The organism is Nitrospirota bacterium (assembly GCA_037386965.1).
Lineage (GTDB): Bacteria > Nitrospirota > Thermodesulfovibrionia > Thermodesulfovibrionales > JdFR-86 > JARRLN01.
This window is the reverse complement of the sequence record JARRLN010000049.1, coordinates 1-16137: the sequence shown is the minus strand read 5'-3', so window position 1 is coordinate 16137 and position 16137 is coordinate 1. Positions and strand designations below refer to the sequence as shown.

The following is a 16137-nucleotide window of genomic DNA, read 5'->3' as shown; positions in this document are numbered from 1 at the left end:
GGACGTTCCCCCAGTTGGTGTTCTGGGTGAGGATGGCGCCCACGGCCACTTCGAAGGGGCTCTGCCCCGGCCACCAGTGCCGGGGGCCGTAGGCCGCGTGAAGCAGCTCGAACATGCCAAGCAGGCGCTTTCGCACGGCCCGGGCGGACGCCCTGGACGGCAAGGCACCGGATGCCGGGCCTCCGGCGTCGCGCCGGTTCGGGGGAGGGCTCAACGGGATTTCAGCAGCACGTAGGTTGCCCCGAGCCCGCCGTCGCACCCCCGGGCGGTGGCGTAGGCCCGCACGTGCTTGCTCAGGCCGCCCCGGAGCCATTTCCGTACGGCCTCCCTCAGCACTGCTCCTTTTGGCGAGCGTAGTCCCCGCCCGTGGATGACCTTCACGCAGGCCAGGCGCCGCCTGAGGGCGCCCCTGAGGAAGTCCGAGAGGGCCTCCTCCGCCTCCCGGGCGGTCATGCCGTGCAGGTCGATGAAGTCCTGGACGGCGAAGTCACCGGCGTGCAGGCGCGCCGGGATGTCCCCGCTTGCTTCGGGCGAGGCCCACTCGGCGTACTCGGCCGTGTCCGAGAGGGTCACCCTCTCCTTGCCCTGTACCAGCCGGCGCATGGCCCGGAGCCCCTCCATGGTGTCGTCCCGCTTCCGGCGGGAGGGCCTCGAGGCCGGCGGCTCCTTCAGAGGAGTCTTTCGAAACTCCGGTATCTCGCGCACGCCGGCCATGGCCTCCTCGAAAAGCTCCTCGTCGGTCCTCTCCCGCTTGGGCCGGGGAGAGACCCGGGGCTCCATCCCTTTCCGCCTGAGGGCCTCGGCAAGGCCGCTCAGCGGGGTGTTGGACCACTTGTCGTTTTTCATCGCACACCCCCGGACTTTATTCTCACGGTGCGATGTATTATTATAGCCGATGAGCGGGGACCAGGTCCCCGTTACGCATACCTCGCTGCTCAAGGAAGAAAGGCTCGAAACCCCGAGATGCTTGACCCGCGGTTCGTCAGAGACAACGTGGAGCTGGTCGAGGAGGCCCTCAGAAAGAGGTGCTACGACATGCCGCTGGGGGATTTCCTCCGGATGGAGGAGCGCCGCCGCGAGATACTCAAGGAGGTGGAGGAGCTCCGGAGCCGCAGAAACACGGTCTCCGAGGAGATAGGCCTTCTGAAGCGCCAGGGGAAGGACGCCGCGGAAAAGATAAAGGAGATGCGGGGCGTGGCCGACCTCATCAAGGAGATGGAGGGCGGCCTCTCGGAGATTGAGGAGAAGACCGCGGAGTTTCTCCTTACCGTGCCGAACATCCCCCATTCCTCCGTTCCGATGGGCAAGGACGAGACGGAGAACCGTGTGGTCCGCACCTGGGGCGAGCCGCCTTCGTTTGACTTCGAGCCCCTGAACCACTGGGACATCGCCGAGATGCTGGGCATCATCGACTTCACCCGCGCCTCCCGGATGGCGGGGGCGCGGTTCAGCCTGATGCGGGGGGCGGGGGCGCGGCTGGAGAGGGCGCTCATGAACTTCATGCTGGACATGAACACCAGGGCGGGCTACATGGAGGTCCTCCCCCCTTTCCTGGTCAACCGCCAGAGCATGACCGGCACCGGACAGCTCCCGAAATTCGAGATGGAGCTTTTCCGCACCGTGGACCCCGAGCTGTACCTCATCCCCACGGCCGAGGTGCCCGTCACCAACATCCACCGGGAGGAGATACTGGAGGAGCGGGAGCTGCCGCTTCGCTACACCGCCTATACGCCGTGCTTCCGGCGGGAGGCCGGCTCCTACGGCAAGGACACCCGCGGGCTCATCCGGCAGCACCAGTTCAACAAGGTGGAGCTGGTGAAGTTCGCCGCGCCGGAGGCCTCCTATGAGGAGCTGGAAAGCCTCACCGCCCAGGCCGAGAGCATCCTTCAGAGCCTGGGGCTTCACTACCGCACCGTGGCCCTGTGCACCGGGGACCTGGGGTTTGCCGCGAGCAAGACCTATGACCTGGAGGTCTGGCTACCGGGGCAGGGGCGGTACCGGGAGATATCCTCCTGCTCGAACTTCGAGGACTTCCAGGCCCGCCGCGCCTCGGTGCGCTTCCGCCGCGAGGGCAGGAAGGGCACGGAGTTCGTCCACACCCTGAACGGCTCGAGCCTGGCCATAGGGCGCACCGTCGTGGCCATCCTGGAGAACTACCAGCGGCGCGACGGCGCCGTCGTGGTGCCCGAGGCCCTTCGCCCTTACATGGGAGCGGACCGCATAGGGTAGAATCTGTCTCACAATTGATTTCGAAGCGAAAGAGAGAATAAATGGCGGCAGACAAGGAGGGAAGGGGAATCGCCCGGAGGCGCAGCAGAGCTGCGGTGAGGACGATTTTTCCTTCAGGACGCCGTATGACGCCATTTAGGCCTCTTACAGTCGGAAGCAATTTTGAGATAGGTTCTGGTCTTCTCCGCCGCCCGCCCGTTATAATAAGGCATGCGGATGTGGGGACCGAGACTGTATCTGAGGGCCGGCGACCGTGTGCGCCACGTGCGGTACGGCTGCTGGGGCGAGGGGGAGGTGGTCGAAGAGCGCCATTCCACCCTGCCCGGCGGGTTCTGCCTGGTGCGCATCATGTTCGAGGACGGTGAGGAGCGCTCCTTCATCAACGACCTCGACAGCGAGCTCTGCTGCTACTTCGCCGGCATCCGCCTCCTCTGAGCCGCACCCACACCGCTTTCTCGGGCACATGACGTACTACGCGACGTACGAAAGCCCGCTGGGCGATATCTATCTCGTTTTCACCGGGAGGAAACTCTCGGGCATCCTGTTCGAGCGCCCGCACATGAAGGCGGGGGCCGCACCCGGGGGATTCCTGGCCGAGCTTGCGGAGTACTTCGCGGGCACCCTCACGGGGCCGTTCCGGTGGCCTCTGCATCTTCCCCACGGCACCGACTTCGAGCGGACGGTCTGGCTGGCCCTCCGTGAGGTCCCCTTCGGGGAGACGCGCAGCTACAAATGGCTTGCCCAGAGGGTGGGCCGTCCCCTGGGCTCCCGCGCGGTGGGACGGGCCCTCGCCAAGAACCCCATCCCCATCGTGCTTCCCTGCCACCGCATCGTGGAGAGCGACGGAGAGCTGGGCGGGTATACCCCGGGGGTCGATATCAAGCGGCGCCTCCTCATGATGGAGCACTACCACTCCCGCCAGGGCAGCGCGGAAGCCGCCCCCGACCTGTAGCTCCCCAGGCGTTTCCTCCCGGGCGCACAGCTTCCCTCTGGATGTCCGAAGGCCGTGATTGCCTGACGACGGGCCGGCGCGCGTCTGGCCGCCTGCTTGTCACCTCTTGACCGGCTGCCGGGGGCCTGCCTACTGGAAGAGAAAGCCGTACTTGAAGAGGACCTTGCTCTTGTCGGACCAGATGAGCCGGGCCTCTCTCTGCCCTGAAACGTCGGAGACTTCGGCGCGCACCAGGACACCGTCATCGAAAGGGTGGATGCTGTACATGCTGAAGCCCGAAGAGCTGAAATCGGCGGTCAGGCCCGTGAAGGATTCCTCGCCCAACTGAAGGCGGACGATCTTCTTTTCCGGGATACGGTGCTCCCTCCGGCGGTCCTGACCGGATGGCGTGTTCCGCTCCATCCTTTCCCCCTTGTGCCGCCTTGCCCCGCTGAACCGGGGCTGTCTGTGTCGGTGAGGTTACCCGATTCCCTCGGCCCAAACAGTGGGAGCAGTATAACAGATTCGCCTCTAAATTGCATAATTTTTTTGTCCCTTCCTTTTGCTCTCCCGTGGGACATGGGCGGGACTCCAGTCTTTTCGCCCTTTGTGCAGCATTGCGGTCGGGAGGGGAAGGGGACCCATGAGCGGCGCTCTTATCTCAGGGGAAGCTCGCTTTCCGCTCAGGGTCCCCTTCGCAAGGAGGCTTAGAGGGGGAACAACCTTTTGCTTCCGCCTTCCGCCATTTACATATGCAGTAACCGTGCCAGGACAAAAAAGCTGCAAAATCAAGACCTTGGTTTTTCAGTGACAAAAGAGGGTAATGACAAATTTTGTCACTTAATGACGTAACCCATTCTCTTATTTGTCATTTTTCCGGGCGGTACAGCCCTCGCCGGATAAGGGGAGGGCATCGCCGGGGGGGAATGTGAGAACTTTCTATTCGGGGCTATTTCGGGGCGAGGAGGTGCCGTGTGAACCACCGGGCCGCCAGGTCCGCCACCTGCTCAAGCGCGCCGGGCTCCTCGAAAAGGTGGGTGGCCCCGGCAACGATCCTCAGGTCCTTCTCCGCCTCGATGAGGTCGTAGGCCTCCCGGTTCAGTTGGATGACCGTGGGGTCTCTCTCCCCCACGATGAGGAGCACGGGGGCTCGCACGCGGCCCAGGGCGCTCGGGGCCATGTCGGGCCGTCCACCCCGGGAGACCACCGCCCCTATGTCGGCGCCCATCTCGGCGGCGACCGCCAGTGCGGCGGCCGCTCCGGTGCTCGCCCCGAAGAACCCCAGGGAGAGCCCCTCGGCTTCGGGCTCGCCCTTGAGCCACACGGTTGCCTTCATGAGCCTTTCGGTCAGAAGCCCGATATCGAAGCGCCTCTCGTAGACCCTGTCCTCCTCTTCGGTGAGCAGGTCGAACAGCAGGGTGGCGATGCCGCTTCGGTTCAGGACCCGGGCCACGAACCTGTTTCTCGGGCTCAAGCGGCTCGAGCCGCTGCCGTGGGCGAGGACGACGGCGGCCTGGGCGCCCTCCGGCACGGTCAGGAAGCCCGGAAGCTCCACCGTGTCGGCACGGACGGTAACTTCTTTCTCCCTCTCTGTGGCCATGTCATCCTCCGGTCTCCTCTTTCTCCCGCCGGCCCCCTCCCTCCTTTGCAGGGTATCACGGGGCACGTCTGCGGGCTAGACCTTTTTCGAAGACAGAACACTGGCGCCTTTGCCTTCCTCGGGTAAAATAATAATAAGGAGAGGTGAACCATGGCCGAGGAATCAAAGAAGACCCCACAGCGGAGGTCCCGGGAGCCGGAGCAGAAGCACGAGGAGCTTCCCCACCCCGGGCACGACGAGCAGTGCCGGTGCGAAGAGGCCAAGGGGAAGAGCGTCCCGGAGTTTCTGAAGCTGGTGGTCGAGGACCTGAAATTCTGGAAGAAGAAAGGCGGCTCTCCGGGGAGGTAAGCCTCCGGGGAGGGTTTCGCGAGCCCCGACAACGGCCCCGGCAGACCTGAAGGCGCCTTCGGAGGCCCTAGAGAGCGGCTCCGGGAGACCTACCAGATGAGCTTGCCCCGCCTGTTGCTCCAGCAGGCGAAGGAGACGTCCACGAAGAAACTGTCCGGATGGCGGTGGTGCACCCCGAGTTTCACGCCCAGGGCGGTGGTCTTGCCGCCCCGTCCATGGGGCCCGATGCCCAGGGCGTTGATGTCCTCGAGAAGCCTCTCCTCCAGGTGCCGGAGCTCTTCCCGGGGGTTTGTATCGGAAAGCTTACGCCTGAGCTGCTCCTTGGAGAGGGAGACGGCTTGGTCCCGCGTGCCGGCCACGCCCGCGCCGATGGTGTAGGGCGGGCAGCCCCTCCCGCCGGCGAGCCGCACGGCGTCCATGACGCACCTGCGGACGCCTTCCAGGTTCCTCTCGGCGTGGAGTCCCTCCTCGGGCAGGCTGTACAGGCAGCCCAGGTTCTCCGAGCCGGAGGCCATGAGAGAAAGCTCCACCGTCAGGGTCGAGCCCTCGCTCTGGGCGATATGGATGACGGGCACGCCCTCTCCGGTGTTATCGCCCGTGTTCGTATTGGTCAGGGCGTCCACCGCGTTGGCTTGAAGGGGTATCCTTCGGGTCGCCTCGCGAGTGGCCTCGACGATGGTCTCCCTTATCTCGCGGTGGCCGAGGCCCTTGGGCGCCCGCACGTGGAAAACCGGCACCCCGGTGTCCAGGCACAGGAGGTGCTTTCGCCCCCGGGCGCTTTGGGCTATCTGCACCATGCGGGCCAGCTCCTCCCCGGCGGAGGAGCCCTCCGGCTCCCGGGCGTGGGCGCGCACCAGAGCCTGTTCCACGTCCGGGGGAAGCGACGTGGATACCTTCCGGTAAAGCTCCACTATACCCTGCTTGAGCTTAAGCAGAGCGTCCTTCCGGGGGACTTGCGGCCCTTTGTCATGCAAATATCATAACACGTCCCTACGCCCCCGGGCGTCGAACTCCGCCCGGGAGAAGACGGTCTCGTCCCTGTAGGCCCTGAGCAGATAGACGGCCTGCCTGACCCGGGGGTCCAGGACATCCACCAGGGCCGCGTCCAGGCCGGCCCCCGCCAGGTAGGTCAGGAAGGAGGCGTCCACCCTCCGGGCCATCTCTCGGGGCATGCCGCTTGAGACGTTGGAGACCCAGGCGACGGTGTTGACCGGGGGGTCCACGAGCTCGGAGAGGACCCTGACGAACTCCCGGGAGTTGGCCAGATGGCTCTGGCCCGCGCCCCGCCCGATGTGCACCAGTGAGGGGTCGGCGTAGAGGCGCTCGTTGGGGATATCGGCGGCGTTGGCGGCCTCGATGAGCTCCTCGATAAGCTGGAGCTTCGCCTCCAGGCCGGCCGGGGGCACCTCGCGCGAGGCCCTCAGCACCACCGAGGCTCCGGCCGCGGCCGCCGCCTCCAACAGCGCCTTCCGGTCCGGGGGCTCCGTCCGGGAGACGTAATTGACCAGGGGAGGGCTCTTGGGCAGGGGCAAGGCCGCCTTCAGGGCGGGGAGGTTTCGAGAGTCCAGGCAGATGCCGGTCTCCACCCCCGCCGCCAGAAGCACCGCCTCCACGGCCCAGGGCAGGACGTCCTCGTCTCCGGCCCCGTCCAGGGAGCACTGGAGGTTGACGGCCTCCGCCCCGGCCTCGCAGAGGGCACACACCATGCCGGCCAGGGCCCGGGCGTCGCGTCTGCTCAGGGCGTCCATGTACGCCACGTTCCTCGTATTCAGGTTGTCGGCCACTACGAGCATGCCTTACCTCCTCGCACGGGGATTACCCTGATTATAGAGCACCCGGGGCGCCCAGGCAAAAGGAGCCATTTTGCCGTCAATTAAATATTTTTATATTTATTTTCCCCTATTTTCGCAGCAGATGTGATAATATTTGCTATGGAAATGGCCATGGAGGAGAACCCCACGCGGGAGAGGATTGTCACCCTCCTGAAGAGGGCCGGCCATCTCACCGTCGCCGACATGAGCAAGGAGATGGGCATCACGCCGATGGCGGTGAGACAGCACTTGATGTCCCTGGAGAAGCGTGGCCTCGTCTCGTACGAGACCCGCAAGTACGGCATCGGAAGGCCCGTCTTCCTCTACAGCCTTACCCCGAAGGCTCAGGAGGTCTTTCCCAGCGCCTACGGCAAGCTGGCCGGGGACCTGTTGAGAACCGTGGAGGAGCTGGACGGCAGGAAGAAGGTGGACAAGCTATTCAAGACCCTCAAGGGCAGGCGCCTCGATGAGAAGGAGCAGCTGCTGGAGGGCATGGAGCCCTTTGAGGCGAGGGTCTCGGCCCTGGCCGGAGCGCTCAACGAGGAGGGCCAGATGGCCGAGGTGGAGTCCGACGGGAAGGCCTGGACCCTGAACATTTTCAACTGCGTCATACCCAGCGTGGCCCAGTCTTACCCCGAGGCCTGCCGGTACGAGCTGGAGCTTTTCCGGGACCTTCTGGGGCCCAAGGTCAAGCGCACCGCGTGCCAGACGGCGGGCTCTCCCGCCTGCGTCTACTCTATTCCGCTGCCGAGGGCGTAGGGGCGCTGCCGGGCTCAGGGGCATTGCCGAAGGCTGCGCGGATGGCCTCTTCGTTCCTCTCAACGGTGTACTTCTTTTTCAGGGAATCCACGTAGCTTTCGAAGGCCTCCTGCTGTTTCTGGCCCTGGAGGCGCTCCTTCAAGAGCTTCCGGACGGTCTCGAATTCGATGGGTTCGCTCCCTTTCTCTCCCTGCTTGCCCACCGAGAAGCGTTCCTTGTTCTTCTCATAGAAATCCCGGACCTCCTGGTCCGAGACCTTCGATTTCTCCCCGATTTCCTTCTGAAGGAGGATTTCTATCATGAGGCGCTTCTTGAACTCGGCCAGGCGCTCCTTGAACTTCTCGTCCTTCTGCACGTCCGCTTTCCGGGCTTCCTGGTAGAGCATCTCCTTTTTCACCAGCTCGTCGATCAGCCGGGCCTTGCCGCCCTGTTCGGCGAACACTTCCTGGACCTGGGGCGGGAGCATATCGTACTGGCTCTGCACGTCCTGCTCGGTGATGGCGGTGCCGTCGACTTTGGCCAGATACGCTCCGGACGTCTCGCTTTCCTTTGCTCCCTGGGTGCAGCCCCAGAGAAGCCCCGTTGCGAGGAGTACGTATACGAACTTTCTCATCAAGACCCTCCTTGCGTGCTCGTCCTCTTTTATACCATAAGTGCCGGCCCCAGGGGAAATGCGCGGTCGGCCCGCACGGGGCCGTGGTCCGTCCGGGGCGACAGGGCCCATCCTAAAGCTGTGGTTTTTGACAGAAGTTCCGGCCGTGTGTTAGTGTAAGTTCTCATGGAAAAGGTGTCGCGGCGAAAGTCCAAAACCCTCTTCCGAAAAGCCCAAGGCCTCATCCCCGGCGGAGTGAACAGTCCGGTCCGGGCGTTCAAGGCCGTGGGCGGCAATCCCCTTTTCATCGACCACGCCAAGGGCTCCCGGATTTACGATGTAGACGGCAACGCCTACATCGACTACGTCCTTTCCTGGGGTCCGATGATCCTCGGGCACGCCCACCCCCGGGTGACCAGGGCCCTGAAGGCCGCGGTTGAGAAGGGCACGAGCTACGGGGCCCCCACGGCCCTGGAGGTGGAGCTAGCCGCGCTGGTGCTGGAGCTTTACCCCTCCATGGAGAAGGTCCGCATGGTCAACTCCGGCACCGAGGCCGCCATGAGCGCCATCCGCGTGGCCCGGGGGTACACGGGCAGGGACAAGGTCATCAAGTTTGCCGGCTGCTACCACGGCCATGCGAACGGCCTTCTGGTGAAGGCCGGCTCCGGGGCCACCACCTTCGGTGTGCCCACGAGCCCGGGCGTCCCCAGGTCTTCGGCCAGAAACACCATCGCCCTGCCGTTCAACGACACCCGGTCCCTTACGTCGGTCATAGAGAAGGAAGGGAAGAACATCGCCTGCGTCATCCTGGAGCCCGTGGTGGGCAACGCCGGCCTCATCCTTCCCAAGGCGGGCTTTCTCAAGGCCCTCCGCAGCCTCACCAGAAAGCACGGCATCATCCTCATTTTCGACGAAGTCATGACGGGTTTCAGGGTCGCTCTGGGGGGCGCCCAGGAGCGCTTCGGGATCAAGCCGGACATGACCTGCCTGGGCAAGGTCATCGGAGGAGGGCTTCCCGTAGGGGCCTACGGCGGACGGGCGGACATCATGAGCATGGTCTCCCCCGAGGGGCCGGTCTATCAGGCCGGCACGCTTTCGGGCAACCCCCTGGCCATGACGGCGGGCATAGAGACCCTGAAGATACTGAGGAGAAAAGGCACGTACGAAAAGCTGGAGCGCATCGGGGCGCACCTGGAGGAGGCCCTGAGGGACGCAGCCCGGCGCGCCGGCGCAGTGACGAAGTTCTACCGGGCGGGCACCATGTTCTGCACGTATTTCACCGAACGGGAGGTGGTGGATTACGAGACGGCCGTGGCCGCCGACACGCAGAAGTTCGCCCGGTTTTTCTTGGGGATGCTCAAGAGGGGTGTGAACCTTGCTCCGAGCCAGTTCGAGGCGGGGTTCATCTCGCTGGCCCACACGCCGGGGGACATCACCCGGACCGCGCGGGCGGCGTATGAGTCGTTCAAGGAAGTTTAGTTTACAGAAATTCGCACAAAAGGGGGAGCAACCAAGCCATGGTCCAGTGGTGGAGAGAGAAACTGCCTCTCAAGGGGAAAATCATCATTGCCGTCCTGATACTTGTCATGGCGGTGGGAGGGGGGGCCGTCGCCTATAAATTCTACGACTTCACCCAGAACAACCCGAAGTTCTGCGTGGCCTGCCACCTCATGCAGCCGGCCTATGACGCCTGGTCGGTAAGCGAGCATGCCGGCATCAACTGCCATGAGTGCCATCATCTGACGATACCCGAACAGAACCAGCTTCTCATCAGCTTCGTCCTGCACAGGCCCGAGAGGGTGCCCGCGAGGCACGGCAAGATAATCGTCAGCTGGAAGTACTGCATCAAGTGCCATTGGGAGAGGGAGAAGGGCTTTGAGAACGCCCCGCTCATCAACGACTCCACGATGCATGCCAAGCATTACTTCAGCGAGCAGATAGAGTGCGCGAAGTGCCACGGGTACATCGTGCACAAGTTCACGCCCGAGGCGCGCTTCTGCGTCAGGTGCCATGAGGGCAAGGAAGTCCACGGCGCGGGCATGAAGGAGCTGGCCTGCCTCAACTGCCACACGGACAGGACGCCCACCCTTCTTCCGGGCAGAGGGAAGTGCCTGTACTGCCACGGCGGCCCCAAGGTCAGGGAGAACCTGAAGGCCGGGGAGACCCTGGACGTCACGCACTATCAGCCGTCCCAGGAGACCATCAAGCGGGCCATCAAAATAAATGTGCCCAAGGGCGCGCCCATGCGGTTCAGCTGCTTCCTCTGCCACAAGCCCCACGGCAAGCTGCGGCCGGAGCAGGGGCACTGCCTGAACTGCCACGAGCGGATACCCGACGTGGGCAAGCACGGGCTGCACATCAAGGTGGTGGGCATGGTGTGCACCCAGTGCCACAAGCCCCACGGGTGGGCCGTGACCAAGCAGCAGGCCAAGAAGACCTGCACCCAGTGTCACGAGTACAGAAACCCGATGGACTTCATTAAGGGATAGCAGCACTGCCAGAGAGCGAACGGGGCGGGCCGGAAGGGCCCGCCCTTTTTTTGTGCCGATGCCGCGTTCATGGCGTCCGGCCGGTGCATGGTCCCTCTACCTGGGACTTTAAGGGATTTGCCTTTCCGCTTATCAGGTTGAAATATTCGGTCGGCGATGGTAAATTACATCCCCATGAAATCCTACGTTCTCCGTCCTCTTTATGTCGTCATAGCTTTTGTGTGCATCATTCTCCTCGCCAGGGTCTTTGTCGTCCCCAAGGACTTCGGCATCGGGGAACGCGGTTTCATGTACGGCTGGCACAGGAAGGGAGCCGAAGATTTCTGGCGTAACTTCAAGGTGAAGTACCAGACCCGCGAGTACTGCGAGGGCTGCCATGCACAGAAATACGAGACCATCATGGCCAGCCCTCATGCCATCATCCAGTGCGAGAACTGCCACGGTCCGGCCGTCGACCACCCGGTGAAGCCCGAGAAGCTCACCATCGACCGCAGGCGGGACCTGTGCCTTCGGTGCCACGCCTACCTGCCGTACCCCACCTCGGGGCGGCGGGTGATACCTCCCATTAACAATGACGAGCACTATCCGGATACGGAGTGCGTACAGTGTCACAATCCGCACAGCCCGGGGTTTTGAGCAGGAAGAAATGATATCGAGAAGAGATTTCATACGGCTTTCCCTCTTGGCCGGCGCGGGCGCCGGGTTGGGAGTGGGCACGGTCAGGGCGCAGGAGACGGCCGGACCGCGTTCGCGGTGGGTTTTCCTCGTGGACACCATGAAGTGCGTGGGCTGCGGCCTGTGCGTAAAGGCGTGCAAGCTCGAAAACGAGGTGCCCTACGACCTGCCGGTCACCCGCACCTGGGTGGAGCGCTATGTCATCACCGGGGAAGGGCAGATCAGCGTAGACGGCAAGGGCAGGTCCGTCGAGGCGGGCACCGTGTTCGCCGATACGCCCATGGGGGCCCGGGATGGATACAAGCAGAACGTCTTCCATAATTATACGGAGCTGGGCTCCAACGTGGTCGTTCCCCCCGACATGATCGCGAAGTCGTTCTTCGTGCCGAAGCTCTGTAACCAGTGCGACAAGCCCCCCTGCGTGCAGGTCTGCCCCGTGGGGGCCACATTCAAGACCGCCGACGGCGTGGTGCTGGTGGACCGCACCTGGTGCATCGGCTGCGGATACTGCATCATGGCCTGCCCGTACGGCGTGCGGTTCTTCCACCCCGTTTACAGGGTGGCCGAAAAGTGCACCTGGTGCTATCACAGGATCGTCAAGGGCATGAAGCCGGCCTGTGTCATGGCCTGCCCCTTCGAGGCACGGCGCTTCGGTGAGGCGAACAAACCCGACGACCCGGTGGCACAGGTGGTCGAGACCGACCGCGTCGCGGTGCTGAAACCCGAATTCGGAACCAGGCCCCTGGTCTACTATCTGGGCTTGGACGAGAACGTAAGGTGATGGGATGACTGGATTGGAAGCACACGCCGCCGAAGTTCACGGCGCGGCCTGGACCATCAAGGAGATGTTCGTCTATCCGAACGAGTACATCTACTGGAGCATTCAGATCGTGCTGTATCCGTTCATGACCGGCCTGGTGGCCGGGGCCTTCGTTCTCTCGTCGCTGTATCACGTGTTCGGCCGGACGGAGCTCAAGGACATGGCCCGGTTCTCCCTCCTGTTCTCCTTCGCGCTCCTGGTGGCCGCTCCCATGCCGCTGCTGTTTCATCTGCTTCAGCCCCAGCGGGGCGTCTTTGTCTTTTTCACGCCGCATTTCACCAGCGCCATCGCGGCCTTCGGCATCGTGTTCTTCACCTACTCGGCCATCGTGGCCTCGGAGATATGGTTCGTCAGCCGCACCTTCTTCGTCCATGAGATCGAGCGCCTGAGGAATGCCGAAGGCATTTGCAACCGGGTCCGCTACTGTTGCTACAGGGGCATGAGCCTGGGTGCCTACGATATGGGCCCCGGCGCCGACCAGGCCGACCACAAGGCCATAAAGATACTCTCCGGGATAGGCATTCCCGTGGCCTGTTTCCTCCACGGGTACGCGGGTTTCATCTTCGGCTCCGTCAAGGCAAACGCCCTGTGGATGACCCCCCTCATGCCGGTCATCTTCATCATGTCGGCCATCGTCTCGGGCATCGCCCTGTGCATGCTCACCTATATCATCATCATGGAGTACAGGAAGCTGCGGGCGCTCAGGAACCGGAAGCCCTGGATGCCGGCCAAGGATATCGCCGGCGTGGAGATAGAGACCGTGAAGATAACCGCCAGGTACCTGGTGGGCTTCATGGTGGCGGCCATCAGCCTGGAGCTCCTGGACCTGGTCTTCCGCGGCTACACGGCGGTCAAGAGCTGGGACATCCTCCGGGCGGTCATCTACGAGAGGGACTTCATCGACATATTCATCCTCCAGTACGGGATTGGCAACCTGCTGCCCTTCATCATGCTTCTCTGGCCCCGGCTTACGGTGCGGCGGGCCGTGGTGGCGCTTGTCCTCGTGCTCATGGGCGTGTTCATGATGCGGTGGAACGTCGTCATCGGCGGGCAGAGCTTCTCGCTCACCTTCGCCGGGTTCATGCACTACCATATGCCCTTCATGCCGCATAACCTGGAGACGTACAGGGAGGGGTTCTTCGGACTTCTGACCATCCTGGTCCTTCCCTTCGTGCTTCTGTGGCTCGTCAACAAGTTGGTCCCCGTTCTTTCGGGGGGCGAGGAAGAGACCTCCGGGCACTGACCTGCGCGAAGCCCTTCCCGCGGCCTTTACAGGTTTGCCGGTCCGGGGTAGCATGAGTCCATGCGGAAGAAACCCGTGGTCTGCCTCGACCGGGACGGTACCCTGATATACGATACGCGGGAGCACCTGTACCTGGGCCATGATGAAGACTGGAGGGGCCGGGTGCGGCTGCTGCCGAAGGTCGTCGAGGGCGTGAAGCTCCTCAGGACCATCCCGGAGGTGGCCCTCTATATGGTGACGAACCAGCCGGGAGTGGCCATACGGGACTTCCCGCGTCTTACCCGTGAACGGGCCCACGAGGTTTGCCGCTATGTCCTGGAGGCTCTCCGGGAGCGGGGCGCACCTCTGGACGGCTATTTCCTCTGTCCGCACGCAAGCCCCGAGTATGTCCGAGAGTATCCGCAATACGGTTTCCGGGAGGAGCTGGTCTGCCGTTGCGCGTGCATAAAGCCCGCCCTGGGGATGGTCTTCGACGCCCTTGCCTCCGAGGGTCTCTCTCTGAAAGAGGCGCGCCTCGCCGTCATAGGGGACCGGGCCACCGACGTGGAGACCGCTCTTCGCGCCGGCGGCACCGGAATTCTCATCCCCTTTATAAACCAGCCCGGCGAGGATGAGAAGGTAAAGGGCCTGACGCCCCGGGGCCGCGTGCATATCGCCCCGGACATGCAGGAGGCGGCCCGGTTCCTTCTGTCCCGCGGGCCCTGCTGAGCCCCCCCGGCGCACCCCGTTGCCCCCGCCCGCCCGGGAGGGCTATAATCTCAGGATGGAGAAACCGCTTATGCGCCAGCTCTGGCGTGCCAGCATGGTGGGCATCAACCTGGTGGCGGCCACCTTCGTGGGGTTCGTCATCGGCTACTACCTGGACAAGTGGCTGGGCACCCGGCCCTGGCTCACCCTCGTGTTTCTCCTCCTGGGCATCATCACCGGCTTCCGGGACCTTTTCCGGATGGCCCGGGAGGCAGGGGGCAGTGGTAAGAAGGGTTCATAAGCAGGCGTTCGTCGTCCTGCCCGTGCTGGCCGCCGTTTGCGCCCTCATCGAGCCCCGTGAGCTTCCCTTGAGCGTGCTCGTGGGCGGCCTGCTCGGCCTTGCCAACCTGAAGGGGCTTCAGGTGGGGCTTGAGCGCCTCCTGGGCAGCGACCGGCCCGCGGCCAAGCTCTGGGTGCTGGGGATGTTCCGCCTGTTTCTGGTCTCCGCCGTCATCATCCTGCTGGCCCGGGCCCGGGCCGTGAATTTGGTGGCCCTGGCCGGAGGGTTTACCGTGGTCATCTTCCTGTTGGTCGTGGAAGGCGTCAGAACGGTGAGAAGAGACTCCCTGGGCTCCTCAGGCAAGCTGTGATATAATCCGCCCAGGACGTTGGGACGCCGGCTTCCCCCTCGCTCCGGGAAGTGCCTCTTCGTACCGAACACCGAACCCACGGGCAAGGAGGCTGCATGCTTGAAATTGACTACTCCAACATGATGTCCGATGTCATCGGCGAGGCGGGGCTCACCGGGGAGGATTTCGACACCATCGAGGCCGGGGCCCGGAAGGCCCACGAGGAGATATCCGGCAGGAAGCGCCCCGGGTTCGCGTTCCTGGACCTGCCGGAGCAGGACGTCTCGGCCCTGAAGGAGATGGGCGGAGAGGTCAGGGAGGGCTCCCGGTACTATCTGCACCTGGGCATAGGAGGCTCCGCCCTGGGGCCGCGCACCATCCTGGAGGCCCTGAGCCCTTTCCATAATTACCTCAGGTCCCCCAAGGTCTTCATCTACGACAACGTGGACCCCTGCACCCTCGAAAACATCCTCTCGCTGGTGGACCTTTCCAGGACCGCGGTCAACGTGGTCACCAAGAGCGGGAGCACGGCCGAGACGATGGCCTCCTACATGGTCATGCACGAGAAGCTGGGAGGCAGGACCGAGCCCTTCCTTGCCACCACCGACCCGGAGAAAGGATACCTCCGCAAGATGGCCCGCGACTCCGGCATGCGGGCCCTGCCCGTGCCGCCGGAGGTGGGGGGCCGGTACTCGGTCCTCACGCCGGTGGGCCTTCTTCTGGCGGAGGTCATCGGCGTGGGGGCCGATGCGCTTCTGGCCGGTGCCCGCGAGATGCGCGAGCACTGCCGCGAAGCGGACCTCGAAAGAAACCCCGCCTATCTCTTCGGCGCAATGCTCTACCTGATGGACGCCCGGAAGAGGCGGAACATAAACGTGATGCTTCCCTATGCCGACAGGCTCAAGCCCCTCTCGGAGTGGTTCTGCCAGCTCTGGGCCGAGAGCCTGGGCAAGGAAGGGAAGGGCTCCACCCCCTATCCCTCGCTGGGGACGACCGACCAGCACTCCCAGCTTCAGCTCTGGATGCAGGGCCCGCCGGATAAGGTTATCACCTTCCTGCGCATCGGGGACTACGGCACGGACGTACCCATCCCCCGCGTCTTCGAGGACACGGGATTCGGGTATCTCGGCGGGCACAGCCTCGCGGAGCTCATCACGGCCGAGGAGGAATCCACCGAGCTCTGCCTGGCCGGAAACGGAAGGCCCAACATGACCATCACCGTCCCGGTGGTGGACGCCGCTCACCTCGGGCAGCTCTTCCTCTTTTTCGAGCTGGCCACGGCGTTCGCCGGATGCCTCTACGGAGTCAACGCCTTCAACCAGCC

Annotated in this window: 21 protein-coding genes; 14 read left to right on the top strand and 7 right to left on the bottom strand. The window is 63.8% G+C overall.

Going from position 1 to position 16137, the window contains the following annotated elements:
• Positions 1 to 115, bottom strand: a 115-nt coding sequence (locus P8Y39_08285) for an endonuclease III domain-containing protein (GenBank protein MEJ2192333.1), incomplete at its 3' end; no start/stop codon positions are given.
• 95 nt (positions 116 to 210) lie between these two features.
• On the bottom strand, positions 211 to 846 hold the full coding sequence (locus P8Y39_08280) for a Smr/MutS family protein (GenBank protein MEJ2192332.1): 636 nt from the start codon (positions 844 to 846) through the stop codon (positions 211 to 213).
• 117 nt (positions 847 to 963) lie between these two features.
• Between P8Y39_08280 and serS the strand changes: the two genes are divergently transcribed.
• The 3 genes from serS (at position 964) to P8Y39_08265 (ending at position 3181) form a co-directional block, all read left to right on the top strand.
• Positions 964 to 2229, top strand: a complete 1266-nt coding sequence (gene serS, locus P8Y39_08275) for a serine--tRNA ligase (GenBank protein MEJ2192331.1) — start codon at positions 964 to 966, stop codon at positions 2227 to 2229.
• 216 nt (positions 2230 to 2445) lie between these two features.
• Complete coding sequence (locus P8Y39_08270; protein MEJ2192330.1) at positions 2446 to 2664, top strand: DUF3553 domain-containing protein; 219 nt, start codon at positions 2446 to 2448, stop codon at positions 2662 to 2664.
• 28 nt (positions 2665 to 2692) lie between these two features.
• A complete protein-coding gene (locus tag P8Y39_08265; GenBank protein MEJ2192329.1) occupies positions 2693 to 3181 on the top strand; it encodes a methylated-DNA--[protein]-cysteine S-methyltransferase in 489 nt (162 codons plus the stop codon).
• A gap of 129 nt (positions 3182 to 3310) precedes the next feature.
• Here the strand turns inward: P8Y39_08265 and P8Y39_08260 are convergent, their stop codons facing one another.
• Both P8Y39_08260 and P8Y39_08255 read right to left on the bottom strand, forming a co-directional pair.
• Positions 3311 to 3583, bottom strand: a complete 273-nt coding sequence (locus tag P8Y39_08260) for a PilZ domain-containing protein (GenBank protein MEJ2192328.1) — start codon at positions 3581 to 3583, stop codon at positions 3311 to 3313.
• A 526-nt stretch (positions 3584 to 4109) separates the two neighbouring features.
• Entirely contained in the window at positions 4110 to 4760 is a 651-nt protein-coding gene (locus tag P8Y39_08255; protein ID MEJ2192327.1) for a dienelactone hydrolase family protein, read from the bottom strand.
• Positions 4761 to 4910: 150 nt separating this feature from the next.
• Between P8Y39_08255 and P8Y39_08250 the strand changes: the two genes are divergently transcribed.
• The gene (locus tag P8Y39_08250) at positions 4911 to 5108 is read left to right on the top strand and encodes a hypothetical protein (GenBank protein MEJ2192326.1); all 198 of its coding nucleotides are present in this window, start codon (positions 4911 to 4913) and stop codon (positions 5106 to 5108) included.
• A gap of 89 nt (positions 5109 to 5197) precedes the next feature.
• Here P8Y39_08250 and P8Y39_08245 read toward each other — a convergent pair whose 3' ends face one another.
• Positions 5198 to 6019 carry a fumarate hydratase gene (locus P8Y39_08245; protein ID MEJ2192325.1) on the bottom strand — a complete coding sequence of 274 codons (822 nt, stop codon included), beginning with the start codon at positions 6017 to 6019 and terminating at the stop codon, positions 5198 to 5200.
• A 66-nt stretch (positions 6020 to 6085) separates the two neighbouring features.
• Positions 6086 to 6901, bottom strand: coding sequence for a dihydropteroate synthase (locus P8Y39_08240; protein MEJ2192324.1), 816 nt, complete (start codon positions 6899 to 6901; stop codon positions 6086 to 6088).
• A gap of 138 nt (positions 6902 to 7039) precedes the next feature.
• Here P8Y39_08240 and P8Y39_08235 point away from each other — a divergent pair, with 138 nt between their 5' ends.
• The gene (locus P8Y39_08235; GenBank protein ID MEJ2192323.1) at positions 7040 to 7678 is read left to right on the top strand and encodes a transcriptional regulator; all 639 of its coding nucleotides are present in this window, start codon (positions 7040 to 7042) and stop codon (positions 7676 to 7678) included.
• Here P8Y39_08235 and P8Y39_08230 read toward each other — a convergent pair.
• On the bottom strand, positions 7656 to 8402 hold the full coding sequence (locus tag P8Y39_08230; GenBank protein ID MEJ2192322.1) for a SurA N-terminal domain-containing protein: 747 nt from the start codon (positions 8400 to 8402) through the stop codon (positions 7656 to 7658). The genes P8Y39_08235 and P8Y39_08230 overlap by 23 nt on opposite strands.
• Before the next feature lie 63 nt (positions 8403 to 8465).
• On the opposite strand from P8Y39_08230, the gene hemL reads away from it, so the two are divergent.
• From hemL to P8Y39_08185, 9 genes are all read left to right on the top strand, one after another.
• Complete coding sequence (gene hemL, locus P8Y39_08225) at positions 8466 to 9749, top strand: glutamate-1-semialdehyde 2,1-aminomutase (protein MEJ2192321.1); 1284 nt, start codon at positions 8466 to 8468, stop codon at positions 9747 to 9749.
• A gap of 38 nt (positions 9750 to 9787) precedes the next feature.
• Positions 9788 to 10759, top strand: coding sequence for a cytochrome c3 family protein (locus tag P8Y39_08220; GenBank protein MEJ2192320.1), 972 nt, complete (start codon positions 9788 to 9790; stop codon positions 10757 to 10759).
• Between the two features lie 174 nt (positions 10760 to 10933).
• Positions 10934 to 11395 (top strand): cytochrome c3 family protein, encoded by a 462-nt coding sequence (locus P8Y39_08215; GenBank protein MEJ2192319.1) that lies wholly within the window; start codon positions 10934 to 10936, stop codon positions 11393 to 11395.
• Positions 11396 to 11405: 10 nt separating this feature from the next.
• Positions 11406 to 12215: a 4Fe-4S dicluster domain-containing protein gene (locus tag P8Y39_08210; protein MEJ2192318.1), complete on the top strand. Its 810-nt coding sequence runs from the start codon at positions 11406 to 11408 to the stop codon at positions 12213 to 12215.
• Positions 12216 to 12219: 4 nt separating this feature from the next.
• Positions 12220 to 13497, top strand: a complete 1278-nt coding sequence (gene nrfD, locus P8Y39_08205) for a polysulfide reductase NrfD (protein MEJ2192317.1) — start codon at positions 12220 to 12222, stop codon at positions 13495 to 13497.
• 60 nt (positions 13498 to 13557) lie between these two features.
• Positions 13558 to 14205: an HAD-IIIA family hydrolase gene (locus tag P8Y39_08200; protein ID MEJ2192316.1), complete on the top strand. Its 648-nt coding sequence runs from the start codon at positions 13558 to 13560 to the stop codon at positions 14203 to 14205.
• A 55-nt stretch (positions 14206 to 14260) separates the two neighbouring features.
• Positions 14261 to 14485, top strand: coding sequence for an AtpZ/AtpI family protein (locus P8Y39_08195; GenBank protein ID MEJ2192315.1), 225 nt, complete (start codon positions 14261 to 14263; stop codon positions 14483 to 14485).
• Positions 14466 to 14834 (top strand): ATP synthase subunit I, encoded by a 369-nt coding sequence (locus P8Y39_08190; protein ID MEJ2192314.1) that lies wholly within the window; start codon positions 14466 to 14468, stop codon positions 14832 to 14834. The genes P8Y39_08195 and P8Y39_08190 overlap by 20 nt, the downstream gene beginning before the upstream one ends.
• A 95-nt stretch (positions 14835 to 14929) precedes the next feature.
• Positions 14930 to 16137: glucose-6-phosphate isomerase (locus tag P8Y39_08185; GenBank protein MEJ2192313.1), on the top strand; the 1208-nt coding region annotated here is incomplete at its 3' end.

What these genes read in the sequence shown, in the direction of transcription:
- P8Y39_08280 (MEJ2192332.1), bottom strand. Translation starts at nt 846, where the DNA reads ATGAAAAACGACAAGTGGTCCAACACCCCGCTGAGCGGCCTTGCCGAG.
- serS (MEJ2192331.1), top strand. Translation starts at nt 964, where the DNA reads ATGCTTGACCCGCGGTTCGTCAGAGACAACGTGGAGCTGGTCGAGGAG.
- P8Y39_08270 (MEJ2192330.1), top strand. Translation starts at nt 2,446, where the DNA reads ATGTGGGGACCGAGACTGTATCTGAGGGCCGGCGACCGTGTGCGCCAC.
- P8Y39_08265 (MEJ2192329.1), top strand. Translation starts at nt 2,693, where the DNA reads ATGACGTACTACGCGACGTACGAAAGCCCGCTGGGCGATATCTATCTC.
- P8Y39_08260 (MEJ2192328.1), bottom strand. Translation starts at nt 3,583, where the DNA reads ATGGAGCGGAACACGCCATCCGGTCAGGACCGCCGGAGGGAGCACCGT.
- P8Y39_08255 (MEJ2192327.1), bottom strand. Translation starts at nt 4,760, where the DNA reads ATGGCCACAGAGAGGGAGAAAGAAGTTACCGTCCGTGCCGACACGGTG.
- P8Y39_08250 (MEJ2192326.1), top strand. Translation starts at nt 4,911, where the DNA reads ATGGCCGAGGAATCAAAGAAGACCCCACAGCGGAGGTCCCGGGAGCCG.
- P8Y39_08240 (MEJ2192324.1), bottom strand. Translation starts at nt 6,901, where the DNA reads ATGCTCGTAGTGGCCGACAACCTGAATACGAGGAACGTGGCGTACATG.
- P8Y39_08235 (MEJ2192323.1), top strand. Translation starts at nt 7,040, where the DNA reads ATGGAAATGGCCATGGAGGAGAACCCCACGCGGGAGAGGATTGTCACC.
- P8Y39_08230 (MEJ2192322.1), bottom strand. Translation starts at nt 8,402, where the DNA reads ATGGGCCCTGTCGCCCCGGACGGACCACGGCCCCGTGCGGGCCGACCG.
- P8Y39_08220 (MEJ2192320.1), top strand. Translation starts at nt 9,788, where the DNA reads ATGGTCCAGTGGTGGAGAGAGAAACTGCCTCTCAAGGGGAAAATCATC.
- P8Y39_08215 (MEJ2192319.1), top strand. Translation starts at nt 10,934, where the DNA reads ATGAAATCCTACGTTCTCCGTCCTCTTTATGTCGTCATAGCTTTTGTG.
- P8Y39_08210 (MEJ2192318.1), top strand. Translation starts at nt 11,406, where the DNA reads ATGATATCGAGAAGAGATTTCATACGGCTTTCCCTCTTGGCCGGCGCG.
- nrfD (MEJ2192317.1), top strand. Translation starts at nt 12,220, where the DNA reads ATGACTGGATTGGAAGCACACGCCGCCGAAGTTCACGGCGCGGCCTGG.
- P8Y39_08200 (MEJ2192316.1), top strand. Translation starts at nt 13,558, where the DNA reads ATGCGGAAGAAACCCGTGGTCTGCCTCGACCGGGACGGTACCCTGATA.
- P8Y39_08195 (MEJ2192315.1), top strand. Translation starts at nt 14,261, where the DNA reads ATGGAGAAACCGCTTATGCGCCAGCTCTGGCGTGCCAGCATGGTGGGC.